Here is a 12,084-nt window from a genome sequence, read left to right as displayed (position 1 = left end):
AAATGTATATGAATGTATAAAAATACATCATTTAACCTTTGTTATGCATATTCTGCAGGATTTTCCTTAAGGATATACAGGCACCATATCCAAGCCCAAAGCTTCATCAAAACCATTGGCAATATTGAAGTTCTGCACAGCCTGACCTGCTGCACCCTTAACCAGATTGTCAATAGCAGACAGCACAATAACTCTGTTGGTGCGGGAATCCACATGCCAACCCAGGTCGCAGTAGTTGGAACCCCGAACATTCTTGGTAGCAGGATATCCTCCCAGGCCCAGTAGACGGATAAAGTGCTCCTTGCCATACAGCATCTCATAGGCAGCAGTTACCATATCATCAGTAACCCCTTCCTTCAGCTTTGCATAGCAGGTGCTGAGAATACCTCTGGACATAGGCACCAGATGAGGCGTAAAGTTCAGCACAGTGCTTTCGCCAGACAGCTCGGTAATGGCCTGCTCAATCTCTGGGGTGTGACGATGGGTGGCTACGCCATAGGCCTTGAAGCTATCGTATAGCTCAGGAAAATGATTGGCCTGCTTGGCGGAACGGCCTGCTCCAGATACGCCGGATTTGGCATCAATAATAATGGTATTAACATCAATCAGATGGTGCTTGGCCAAAGGTGCCAGGGCCAGAATACTAGCGGTGGTATAGCAGCCTGCATTACCAATAATCTTGGCATCCTTAATCTGCTCTCTGTTCAGCTCTGCCAAACCATATACTCTTGGTGCATCCTTGTGGGTATGAGGAACCTTGTACCAAGCTTCATAGATATCTGTGTCATTGAAGCGGTAGTCAGCCCCTAAATCAATAATACGGGTAGGCATATTCTCCAATGCCTTACCTACCTTCATAGCATGGCCATGAGGCAGTCCGATAAATACAAAATCACTATCCTGACCGATAGTTTCAATATCCTTCATGCTCATCAGCTTCTGATCATAAATTCCCTTTAGATGGGGATAAATATCGGAAATGGCCTCACCGGCATGACTTTCAGATGTAATATGCACTACCTCTGCTTCTGGATGATTATGCAGAATTCTTAAAAGTTCTGCACCTGCATAGCCTGTAGCACCAATAATACTAACCTTTTTCACAAGCACATCCTCCTTTTGCTTTTCATAATTATACAGCTTTTATGTATATTATGCAATATTAGAAAAATTAATATTGGCTTGTTGCAAAAATTATATCCACTGTAATGGCATTTTCTTTTCACAAAATAGGGGTTATAATATATTTACATACTTTTTTAATTTTACACCAGAAATTTTTATTAGACAAGGAAGAATAATATGTTAATGAGAAAAATAAAAAAAGTCCTAAAGTGGCTGGGGGCTATGCTCCTGGTATTTGTAATTTCCTTTCTAGGCACTGCTGCCGCCAATGGCAGCTTATCTGTCGACCAGATTTTGACGGGAACGAAGCAGATTGTTTCCCTAGGCGAAAATCAAGTATCTCAAGAAAACAGCCTGTCTCAAGGCATAGATGCTATGGAAAGCAACAGTACCCTAAACAGGCTGGAAAGAGTATTTTTCTTGAAGCAGGCGGTAAATGCCCGGATTAATTCTGCTAACTATGTTAAGCTGCAAGATATTCCTGAATCCTTGCAACAGGCAGTAGTAGCTGTGGAAGATAGAAAGTTCTACAATCACTGGGGCTTTGATATGGAGGGTATCTTCCGGGCCTCTCTGGTAAATCTGCAATACGGCCAGGTCAGAGAGGGTGCCAGCACCATTACCCAGCAGTTGGTAAAAAATCTTTTCCTTAGCCAGGAGCAAACTATGGGCCGCAAGGCAGAGGAATTTGTTCTGGCTATGGATATGGAGCTGAATTATTCCAAGGATGAAATATTGGAACTGTACCTCAACACCATTTACTTTGGTTCTGGCTATTATGGCATCAAAGAAGCCAGTGCGGGATATTTCGGCAAGGAGCCTGCTATGCTGGCTCTCCCAGAAGCAGCCATGCTGGCAGGCATCCCCAATGCTCCATCCCTCTATTCCCCTTATGTAGATTTCATGCTAGCCAAAAAAAGACAATTCATTGTCCTGGATGCCATGACCGCCGCCGGCTACCTGCGGGAATCCGTAGCCGACGACGCCAAAATCAAGCCCATCTACCTAGCCCATTAACAGAGATAGCTTTGAACAGAGTCTTGACTTATTCTACTTTTTTTCATTATAATATCTTTAAGAAATAAAATACTTAGGTCTTTTAGAAAAATAATGACCTTAACAAGTGTGCTGTAAAGCCCCTGACTTTAGACATGGGGCTATAAGGCACGTTCACTATTCATGCAAGGGGGAATATAAAATGAAAAATAGTCATACCTTAAAAATCGTGGCCTGCGCAATGGTATTATCCGCAGCCTTAACTGCTGGTGCCTTTAGTACTTTGGGCACTACCACCTTTGATACCAACATCTCTGCTGCCCAGAGTGCAGAAGTTAACAGTATTTCTGTAGAACAGGCCAAGGAGATTGCCCTGAACCATGCTGGCAAAACCGCTGACCAGGTACAGTTTATCAAAATCAAACAGGACTGGGAGCATGGCCGCGCTGTATATGAAATCGAGTTTATTGCCAATGGCAACGAATATGAATATGAAATTGATGCCAATACCGGTGCTATTGTAAAATGGGAAGTAGAATCTATCCATCACTAATTCAATAGCTTGCCCTGAAAAACAAAACTCTCTGAAACATTTTCGCTTCAGAGAGTTTTTTATTGGCAATTTTTATATCTAAATTATTTAACTTCCTTAGCTGCTTCCTTAGCTGCTTTCTTAGCCTCTTCCTTTTCCAGCTTCAGGATAGCCTTATCTTCCTTTTCCTTATCCTCAATAGCCTGCTTCTGAGCATCAATAAAATCGGAGAAGAAATCCTTAGCTATCTCAGTGTACAGCAAAGAATCTCTAACCGCAGACTTTGGAGCCAGCTTTCTATAAGCATAGACAATCTTATTGGTGCGAGCATCATAAACATCAAAGAATACATTCAGACGAGTACCATCATTCATAGAAGTACCATTGGAAATAGTAGTAATAACATAGGCATCAGCATAGAGGCCAATATTATTCTTGTATTCCTTAAAGGCCTTGCGGCTGTCCAAACGAAGAATGTCAATATGACGGGCAATCTTAATATTCTGACAAACCTCTCTATAAGAAATGTAATTCAAAACATTCTTCTTATCCACCAAAGTACCATTCATGAGAATCTCAGGAATATCATCTATTTCTGGCTCTCCCTCACTGGTAGGACCATTATAAATAGAATCTGCAATAGCCAAGGTCTGAATCTTTATCAAGCCTTCGCTATCATATACACGAGCATCACTTACACCAGTTCCCCCCAGCAGTCCCCCTGCAAAGGATACCTGAGTACCTAACAGGAATACACACAGCATCAATACAAGCTGCAAACCTCTCTTCATACAAAAACCTCCCTATTAATTTGCAAAATTAAGGCACACCGATTTTCTACCATGAGGCCAAGCTCAATCAACATACCACAGTATACTTTATTACAAATCGGCCAAAAAGTCCATTAAAATTACATGAGAGTTCCAGAAAGCTTATTGGCCAAAAATCTTCTTGGCCAAAGACAAGCCTGTTTTGGTGGTAGCCAAGCCCCCCTCCGCCGTTTCCTTAATAGCCCTTGGCATGGAACGACCTATACGATTCATAGCATCTATCACATCATCTGGAGGAATCACAGACTCCACCCCTGCCAAGGCCATATCTGCTGCCAGCATGGCATGAACAGCAATAAAGCCATTGCGCTTTACACAGGGCACCTCTACCAGACCAGCCACAGGATCACAAGCCAGCCCCAAGAGATTTTTAATCGCCAAGGCCATGCCATGACCAACCTGCTCAGGATTCCCCCCTGCCAGCTGTACCAAGGCCGCCGCAGCCATACCAGCTGCTGTGCCACATTCCGCCTGACAGCCGCCATAGGCTCCTGCAATGGAAGCATTGGCCTCTATTACCATGCCAATACCTGCGGCTGTAAATAATGCCTCTACAATCTCATCCTCTGTGTTGCCGTTTTTCTTGGCCCCGGCATAAACCGCAGCCGGCACAATACCACAGGAACCCGCCGTAGGGCAGGCTACAATTCTGCCCATAACAGCATTAACCTCGCTGACGCCAATGGCACTAGCAGCAGCCCGCAAAACAGCTTCCCCAGTATATCCCTGCTGGCTATAGCTGCATAGCTTTACCGCATCTCCCCCGGTTAATCCACTAAGTGATTTCTCCTGATTCTGACAGCCTCGCTGCAAGGAATCCACCATCACCTGCCAATTTTTTCTCATAGCCTCTATTTGAGACTCCTGAGAAGTCAAATTGTTTTCCGCTTCCCAAGCCATAACAATCTGACTAATAGGGCAATGCTCCTCCTTAGCCAGATGAACAAGCTCCTCTATAGAATTAAAATTTATCATATAGTACTGCCTCCTCCAATAGCTGGAATAGCAAAGGCTTTCAGAAGTCGAGGAATTTCACTGCAATCCTCCACCACCTCTGTTGACAATTCATCATCGGTTTCCAAAATCATCATGGCCTCCTGCCCCCGCATTTTGCGGGATACTCTCATGTAGGCAATATTAATCTTATAGCGAGCCAAAATAGAAGTTACCCTATTTACAACACCAGGACGATCCTTGTGGACAATTATCAAAGCCGGATATTTGCCTGTTAAATCCACATCAAAATCCCCAATTCTAGTAATCCTAATATTACCTCCCCCTACAGAGGCCCCCTCTACCTGTATCACCCGGCCACTTTCCCCGGTTAGCTTAATAATAGCCGTATTAGGATGAGCCTCTGGTATATCCACTGGCGCAAAGGAATATACCAGTCCCTGCTGTGCCGCTATATCCAAGGCCTCCCGCAACCGCATATCCTCTGGAGCAAAACCCAGGATTCCCCCTAACAGCGCTTTGTCCGTACCATGTCCTCTATAGGTCTGGGCAAAGGAGCCGTGGAGCAAAATTTCTGCCTTTACGGGATTTTCCCCCAGAATTTTTCCAGCCATCAGTCCCAATCTGGCTGCCCCAGCCGTATGAGAGCTGGAAGGGCCAATCATTACTGGGCCGATTATATCAAATACGCCTCTCATATATTCTCCCCTATTCTAAAAAAAGCTGATCCTGCAAATATTCACAGAATCAGCTTCTTTGCCTACCAAAAAAATTATTTAATCAAGCCATGAGCCTTCAAAGCCTTTTCCAACTGCTGCTCATGCTCTGGCTCCATCTCAGTAAGAGGCAGACGCAATGGACCAGCCGCATAGCCCAGCTTCCGCATAGCTACCTTGACTGGAATAGGATTTACCTCGCAGAACAAGGCATTAATCAAATCAATAGCCTTAATCTGCATATCCGCTGCTTCCTTTACCTTGCCATCAAAATAATTCTGACAGATATTATGAGCCATAGCTGGTGCTACGTTGGACAATACAGAGATTACACCATAGCCCCCCAAAGAAAGAATAGGCACAATCTGGTCATCATTGCCGGAATAAATAGCCAGCTCATCACCGCAAGCATGGCGAATCTTGGCTACAGCACTCAAATCGCCACTGGCCTCCTTAACAGCCACAATCCGTGGATGCTTGGCCAATTCAACAAAGGTAGGAACCTGAATATTTACACCTGTACGGGATGGTACATTGTACAGAATAATAGGAATATTTACCGCATCTGCAATGGTGGTAAAATGCTTTACCAAGCCCTTCTGAGTACACTTATTATAATAAGGGGTAACTACCAGCAGGGCATCTGCACCAACCTGCTCTGCATAAACAGACAGCTTCACAGCATAGTCAGTCTCATTGGAGCCAGTACCTGCAATAACAGGAATACGGCCAGCTACCTTTTCTACTGCATATTTGATAGCAGACTTATGCTCATCATCAGTCATGGTAGCAGACTCACCAGTAGTACCAGTGATAATAATAGCATCTGTGCCACCAGCAATCTGATCCTCAATAATCCGGCCCAATTCCTCAAAATTGATGCCATCCTCTGTATAAGGGGTGATAATGGCTACGCCAGCACCCTTGAAAATTTCCTGCTTCAAAAGAACTCCTCCTAATCGACATATATTACTTTCAATTATCACATTTACCTGAACCAAAGTCAAGAGGTATTAATCCATAACAGGAGTCAGCTTCTGGAACAACCCCTCATTGGCCTTAATAACCCCGGCATTGCCAAATACACAAAGGTTATTCTCCTCCATGCAGGCCTCAATGGCTGGTGCCAAATTGCGAATATCCTCCACGGTGGTATGTAAAAGCTGCTGACGGCGCTTCTGTCTTTCCTCATAGGTAATACCCCGGAAATACAATCTCTGAGCATTGTTACCCAAGAGTCTTGGCGTCATAGGAGTATCTACCCCGCTCATGGTGCCGATAATATATTTGGTCATTTCTCTATCAGAAGCTTCAAAGCCTCTCAGGAAATCCGCAGTTTCATCAAATACCTTAATGGTTTCTGCCAGATTTGGATCCCGATAGGATACAAACATCATATCACCATCCAGATTAAATCTCGTCATGGCACCATAGGCACCGCCCTGAACACGAATCTTCACCCAGAAATATTCATATCTCAGCAGCATATCCAATACCTGGTAAGCTCCTGTCATTTCGTAGCCCAGCTTGTAGAGATTGGCTCCCTTAGCTACATACTGCACCTGGCTGGAGGACATTAGAGCCTCCTGCTGGTTCTCCACTGGCAGAACATAATCCTGCATCTGTACAGACTTATTGGCACTGGCTTCTGCCAATGCCTCCAGCAACGGAGTAATCTCCTGAGCAAATTTGTTATAAAGCCCTTCCTCAATAGTAACGCCCATAACCAGATTCTGGCTGTTAAAGAGCAGCTCTCCAACCTGCTGCAGCTTGCTACAGAAATCCTCCACATTTTCCTCAAATTCATCCGTCAGTTTCTTTACCACTGGGTACAAGGACAGCTCACCGATTTCATTGTAGGCACCAGACTTGGAAATAAAGGAATTAAGCCGAGCCAAGGCTACCTGCACAGAGGATTGCAGCATATTCAGCTCCATTTCAGATCTATCCTGCTGCAAAAGCTCCAAAATACGCTTCTTATCGTCATATTTGGTGGTCAGAAGAATTTCTGCCAGAATATCTGCCAATTCTGGCACCTTCCGGGCAAAGGCCTTGGCTGTTACCTTGAAATAAGGTGCCATACTATCAGCCTTGCCAGACTGGGTGAAATTAACAATATCAAAGCTGATGCCGCCAGTATTAAGATTTACCCTATTGGTCATATCCTCATAGCTGGTGTTTTCTGTATCTACCAAACCAAGAATGTCGCAATAGATATAGGCATAAGGAATCAGCTCCTGTGGTATTACATCTGCCTTAAAATAAAGGTTCAAATAGACAATTCCATTGGTGTCTGCCGGAGTATAAAGCACCTTAATATCCTTTAGTTCCTTCTCTTCCAAAGGAATCTTCTTAGCATTAGGTTCAATATCCTCTATCTTCAGCAGTGGAATAGTGGCCAAAGCCTCTGGGGAATCCGGTGTCTGCTGCCGGAGCTTCAATTTAGCAGTATTCTCAATAATCTGCTGTAACTCCTCCGTGGACATCTTAGCCTTAATGTCTGCCAGCTTTTCAGCCATAGCCTGCTCCTGCTTTTTGGCCATTTCCTTATCAGGAGCCATAATAACCACAGCCCCAAAGGTATTATCCAGGAAGTATTTTTTCAGCAGTTCCTCGTAATAATTCCCTGCCAGCTTCTCCTGCAGATCTACAATATCCTGCTCGTATCTCAGCTTGGTCAAAGGATCCTGATCATAAAGCCAGTTTGTCATCAAGCTGATATTATAAATCAATCCCTTTGGATAGGAACCAAAATCTGCCTCCCGCAGCTGGAACTCAAAGAGATTCAGGGCAGCCTCCAGGCTATCTCTATCAATGCCCTTTTCTGCCAAATCCCTCAGGGTATTATGAATAACCTCCTTGAATAACTCCACCTTATCAGCCTCGGCACCATTAACAGTAATGGTCAAATATGGCTGATGGACATTGGTTTCCAAATGAGAGGAAACATCCATACCAATACCAGCATCTATCAATGCCTTCCGCAAAGGAGCTGCCGGAGTTTTCAACAAAGCCTGCTCTAAAAGCTGCAAGGCATTTACCAGCTCATGCTCCCCAGCCTTAGCCATAACCAGATTATAGCTCAGGAAGGTCTTGCCCTCGGTGCTTTCCTCCTCCACAATAGGATAGGTGGCCTGGATTTCCTTCAAATGGCCAAAGCTCTCCTGGAGAGGAATGTGGGAATCCACCTGTACCACATCAAAATGACTGAGATATTCATCGTTAATAAAAGCCAGCTTTTCCTCAATATCCATATCACCATAAAGGTAAATATAGCTATTGGAAGGAGCATAGTATTTCTTGTGGAAATCAATAAACTGCTCATAGGTAAGGTTAGGAATAGCTGCTGGATTGCCACCGGATTCACAGGCATAGGTATTATCTGGGAACAATGCCTTCATAACCTGAATTTCCAGCAAATCCTCTGGAGAGGACAAGGCACCCTTCATTTCATTATATACTACACCGCTATAACGCAATGGCTCCTCTGGCTTTTCAATCTCGTAGTGCCATCCCTCCTGCATAAGAATCTCCGGCTGATTGTAAATAGCAGGATAGAATACCGCATCCAGATACACATCCATCAGATTGTGAAAATCCTTATCATTGCAACTGGCCACTGGATACATGGTCTTATCCGGATAGGTCATAGCATTCAGGAAGGTATTCAAAGAGCCTTTCACCAGTTCCACAAAAGGCTCCTTGAGGGGAAACTTCCGAGAACCACACAGGGTGGAATGCTCAATAATATGAGGTACGCCAGTATCATCCTCTGGAGGAGTTCTAAAAGAAATAGAAAATACCTTATTATCATCCTTATTCTGAAGATACAGCAAGCGGGCGCCGCTTTTCTCATGGTGGAACTCATAAGCTGTGGAAGCTGTCTCCTTTACCTCCTCCCTTCTCACCAATCTAAAACCATGTACAATATCATTAATCTGCATAAAATTTTCCCTTCACTTAATAATACGCAATTCTTTGAGACCTTACCATCAGGAATTTGCTTCCTGATTAATCTGCTGGTCGGATTTCCCCAGCACCCAGCCCAAGGTTTTCAGCTCACCAAAAATCATGGCCCGCTGTTCACGGAAATCTGCCCCAGTACCACGCATCTCCTTATATCTCTGACGGCATTTCTCATACCGAGCGTGAATCTCCGGCATACTCCGCATCTTTTTACCCATTTCCGTAGTATATCCTGTAGAAATCGTAGACATATTCAAACCATCCTCTCGTGGAACAATCTAAGCCTTCACAAAACTCTTACCTTATATTCTACTACAAAAAAGAGCCCTCTGACAATGCCAGAGGACTCAAATTTAGGTCTAGAATTATTTGTTGAAAATATTCTTCAGGGCCTGCTTGTTAACATCACGGTTCAACTGAGCCAGATAAGTGGTCAGCTTGATGTTCTTAGGGCAAACCTCAACGCAGTTCTGGGAGTTACCGCAACCGGTAATACCGCCCTTGCCCATAAGAGCATTCAGGCGCTTCTCCTTGTCGAACTTTCCAAGTGGATGCAGGTTGAACAGGTATGCCTGAACGGATGGAGATGCACCAATAAAGTCGGACTGTGGGCCAACATTAGGGCAAGCCTCCAGGCAACATCCGCAGGTCATGCAGTGAGAAATCTCATATGCAGTGGTAGCGGTATAAGGATTCTGAATAGGAGCATCCTTAACCTCCCAAGTACCATCAACCTCAACCCATGCCTGTACACGCTTCAAGCTCTCGAACATTACGGAGCGGTCAATCAGCAGGTCACGGATTACAGGGAAGGTTCTAGCTGGAGCCAGATGGATTGGCTGCTCCAACTCATCAATCAGAGCACAGCAAGCCTGACGAGCCTTGCCGTTGATAACCATCATGCAAGCACCGCAAACCTTCTCCAAGCAGTTGCATTCCCAAGTTACAGGAGCAACCTTCTTGCCGTCCTTGGTTACAGGATTCTTCTGAATCTCCATAAGGGAGGCAACAACATTAAGAGCAGGACGATAAGGAATCTCAAATTCCTGAGTATAAGGTGCGCTGGTAGGGCTGTCCTGACGCTCAATGATAAAAGTAACTGTTTTCTTCTGTTCTGCCATTCTACTTTGTCCTCCTCTTATTCCTTCTTCGCAACAGCATAGTTACGAGGACGAGCCTTGATGAGAGAATGCTCGAACTCCTCATATTTTACGATTGGCTCTTCAGTTGCAGGATCATAGTTAATAACTGTGGTCTTCATGAATCTGGAGTCGTCACGCTTGAAGAATACCAGCTCGTCGTCCTTGTCATGAGCACGGCCATCTGCAGACCACTTAATATCCTTTTCAGCCAAGCCTACCAGCTTCTCCTTCTGCTCAGCAGTCATAGCATCATAATCGCTCTTCAGAACGATCTTAGCATGAGCACCACGGGACTCGTCACGGCAACGAGCAGCCTTGGTAATAGCCATTGCATAAAGAATCATATTGCGAAGCTGGCGAACAAACATAGCCTCCTGGTTAGCCCAGTTGCCATGGTCAGTCAGACCAATATTGTCCCAACGCTTCAGAATCTTCTTCAGCTCTACAAGACACTTATCCAAACCAGTGTTATCACGCTCGATGGATACATAGTCATACATGATATCGCCCATTTCCTGATGCAGCTTATGAGCATTCTCAGGACCATTCATCTGGCGAATCTTATCATACTCAGCCTGAACCTCCTGACGAGCTGCTTCCAGCTCAGCATCGGTCAGAGCCACGCCCTGCTTACCTTCCTTGCAGTACTTCATAGCCTCAGGGCCAGATACAGTACCGGAATATGCAGCAGACAGCAGAGAGTTAGCACCCAGACGGTTTGCACCGTGGTACTGATGGTCGCACTCACCGGAAGCCATCAGGCCAGGAATAGTGGTGAAATGCTTTCTATCTACATAGATACCGCCCATGGAATAATGAACGGAAGGGAAAATCTCCATAGGAACCTTACGAGGATCCTTACCTACGAACTCAGTGTAGATCTCGATGATACCGCCCAGCTTGCGCTCCAGATAATCTGCAGGAATATGGGACAGATCCAGATATACACGACGCTCGTTGTTGATACCCAGATGCATGTGATCGCAAACCTTGAAAATAGCACGGGATGCAACATCACGAGGAACCAGGTTACCATATGCAGGGTACATTTCCTCCAGGAAGTACCAAGGCTTGCCATCCTTGTAAACCCATACACGGCCACCCTCACCACGGCATGCCTCAGACATCAGACGGTTCTTGTCGGAGCCTGGGATAGCAGTAGGATGAATCTGAATGAACTCAGGGTTACCAATAGCAGCGCCCTGCTGATATACAGCAGATACTGCAGAACCATTACAAATAGTGGAAGCGGTGCAACGGCCAAATACCTGACCAGGGCCACCAGTTGCCAGAATAACAACATCAGCAGGGAAAGCCTTAATCTCCATGGAGTTCATGCTCTGAGCTACGATACCACGGCAGATGCCATCCTTGTTCTTAATGATTTTGATGAATTCCCAGAACTCATACTTGGTTACGCCGCCCTTAACTTCCCAGCGACGAACCTGCTCGTCCAGAGCATACAGCAGCTGCTGACCAGTAGTGGAACCAGCAAAGCAGGTACGCTTATTCTTCTGACCACCGAAGTTACGCAGGTCAAGAACACCCTCTGGAGTACGAGTGAAAGGTACACCCATACGATCGAACATCTTAATGAGCTTTGGAGCTGCCTCAACCATGCCCTTTACAGCCAGCTGGTCAGCCAGGAAGTCACCGCCATATACGGTATCATCAAAATGCTCATAAATGGAGTCATGCTCACCCTTGGTGTCCATGCAGGCATTGATACCGCCCTGAGCACAGAGGGAGTGAGAACGCTTTACTGGGCAGTAAGAGAACAGGTCTACTTCGCCGCCAGCTTCACAAATTTTAAGGGTAGCCAT

Annotated in this window: 11 protein-coding genes; 2 read left to right on the top strand and 9 right to left on the bottom strand. The window is 45.2% G+C overall.

Features of this window, described 5'->3' with window-relative positions; translation table 11 throughout:
• Positions 1 to 66 precede the first annotated feature (66 nt).
• A complete protein-coding gene (gene argC, locus I6E26_RS03865) occupies positions 67 to 1,104 on the bottom strand; it encodes an N-acetyl-gamma-glutamyl-phosphate reductase (RefSeq protein WP_235320521.1) in 1,038 nt (345 codons plus the stop codon).
• 198 nt (positions 1,105 to 1,302) lie between these two features.
• On the opposite strand from argC, the gene I6E26_RS03860 reads away from it, so the two are divergent.
• Both I6E26_RS03860 and I6E26_RS03855 read left to right on the top strand, forming a co-directional pair.
• A complete protein-coding gene (locus I6E26_RS03860) occupies positions 1,303 to 2,142 on the top strand; it encodes a transglycosylase domain-containing protein (protein ID WP_235320520.1) in 840 nt (279 codons plus the stop codon).
• 181 nt (positions 2,143 to 2,323) lie between these two features.
• Positions 2,324 to 2,674, top strand: a complete 351-nt coding sequence (locus I6E26_RS03855; protein WP_235320519.1) for a PepSY domain-containing protein — start codon at positions 2,324 to 2,326, stop codon at positions 2,672 to 2,674.
• Between the two features lie 83 nt (positions 2,675 to 2,757).
• On the opposite strand, the gene I6E26_RS03850 is transcribed toward I6E26_RS03855, so the two are convergent.
• The 8 genes from I6E26_RS03850 to sdhA all read right to left on the bottom strand — a co-directional run bounded on the left by I6E26_RS03850 (position 2,758) and on the right by sdhA (position 12,084).
• The gene (locus I6E26_RS03850; protein WP_235320518.1) at positions 2,758 to 3,444 is read right to left on the bottom strand and encodes a hypothetical protein; all 687 of its coding nucleotides are present in this window, start codon (positions 3,442 to 3,444) and stop codon (positions 2,758 to 2,760) included.
• A gap of 141 nt (positions 3,445 to 3,585) precedes the next feature.
• Positions 3,586 to 4,458, bottom strand: a complete 873-nt coding sequence (gene sdaAA / locus I6E26_RS03845) for an L-serine ammonia-lyase, iron-sulfur-dependent, subunit alpha (RefSeq protein ID WP_235320517.1) — start codon at positions 4,456 to 4,458, stop codon at positions 3,586 to 3,588.
• A complete protein-coding gene (gene sdaAB / locus I6E26_RS03840; protein ID WP_235320516.1) occupies positions 4,455 to 5,135 on the bottom strand; it encodes an L-serine ammonia-lyase, iron-sulfur-dependent subunit beta in 681 nt (226 codons plus the stop codon). Before sdaAB ends, sdaAA begins: the two co-directional genes overlap by 4 nt.
• Positions 5,136 to 5,209: 74 nt before the next feature.
• A complete protein-coding gene (dapA, locus tag I6E26_RS03835) occupies positions 5,210 to 6,097 on the bottom strand; it encodes a 4-hydroxy-tetrahydrodipicolinate synthase (RefSeq protein ID WP_235320515.1) in 888 nt (295 codons plus the stop codon).
• Between the two features lie 69 nt (positions 6,098 to 6,166).
• Positions 6,167 to 9,097 carry an insulinase family protein gene (locus tag I6E26_RS03830; RefSeq protein WP_235320514.1) on the bottom strand — a complete coding sequence of 977 codons (2,931 nt, stop codon included), beginning with the start codon at positions 9,095 to 9,097 and terminating at the stop codon, positions 6,167 to 6,169.
• A 48-nt stretch (positions 9,098 to 9,145) separates the two neighbouring features.
• The gene (locus I6E26_RS03825) at positions 9,146 to 9,370 is read right to left on the bottom strand and encodes a hypothetical protein (protein ID WP_235320513.1); all 225 of its coding nucleotides are present in this window, start codon (positions 9,368 to 9,370) and stop codon (positions 9,146 to 9,148) included.
• 114 nt (positions 9,371 to 9,484) lie between these two features.
• Positions 9,485 to 10,240: a succinate dehydrogenase iron-sulfur subunit gene (gene sdhB / locus I6E26_RS03820; RefSeq protein WP_235320512.1), complete on the bottom strand. Its 756-nt coding sequence runs from the start codon at positions 10,238 to 10,240 to the stop codon at positions 9,485 to 9,487.
• Between the two features lie 17 nt (positions 10,241 to 10,257).
• Positions 10,258 to 12,084, bottom strand: a complete 1,827-nt coding sequence (gene sdhA / locus I6E26_RS03815; RefSeq protein ID WP_235320563.1) for a succinate dehydrogenase flavoprotein subunit — start codon at positions 12,082 to 12,084, stop codon at positions 10,258 to 10,260.

It is taken from the genome of Anaerovibrio lipolyticus (genome assembly GCF_021531495.1).
Lineage (GTDB): Bacteria > Bacillota > Negativicutes > Selenomonadales > Selenomonadaceae > Anaerovibrio.
This window is presented reverse-complemented; position numbering and strand designations above follow the sequence as displayed.

What these genes read in the sequence shown, in the direction of transcription:
- I6E26_RS03860 (WP_235320520.1), top strand. Translation starts at nt 1,303, where the DNA reads ATGTTAATGAGAAAAATAAAAAAAGTCCTAAAGTGGCTGGGGGCTATG.
- I6E26_RS03855 (WP_235320519.1), top strand. Translation starts at nt 2,324, where the DNA reads ATGAAAAATAGTCATACCTTAAAAATCGTGGCCTGCGCAATGGTATTA.
- I6E26_RS03850 (WP_235320518.1), bottom strand. Translation starts at nt 3,444, where the DNA reads ATGAAGAGAGGTTTGCAGCTTGTATTGATGCTGTGTGTATTCCTGTTA.
- sdaAA (WP_235320517.1), bottom strand. Translation starts at nt 4,458, where the DNA reads ATGATAAATTTTAATTCTATAGAGGAGCTTGTTCATCTGGCTAAGGAG.
- sdaAB (WP_235320516.1), bottom strand. Translation starts at nt 5,135, where the DNA reads ATGAGAGGCGTATTTGATATAATCGGCCCAGTAATGATTGGCCCTTCC.
- I6E26_RS03830 (WP_235320514.1), bottom strand. Translation starts at nt 9,097, where the DNA reads ATGCAGATTAATGATATTGTACATGGTTTTAGATTGGTGAGAAGGGAG.
- I6E26_RS03825 (WP_235320513.1), bottom strand. Translation starts at nt 9,370, where the DNA reads ATGTCTACGATTTCTACAGGATATACTACGGAAATGGGTAAAAAGATG.
- sdhB (WP_235320512.1), bottom strand. Translation starts at nt 10,240, where the DNA reads ATGGCAGAACAGAAGAAAACAGTTACTTTTATCATTGAGCGTCAGGAC.
- sdhA (WP_235320563.1), bottom strand. Translation starts at nt 12,084, where the DNA reads ATGGCTACCCTTAAAATTTGTGAAGCTGGCGGCGAAGTAGACCTGTTC.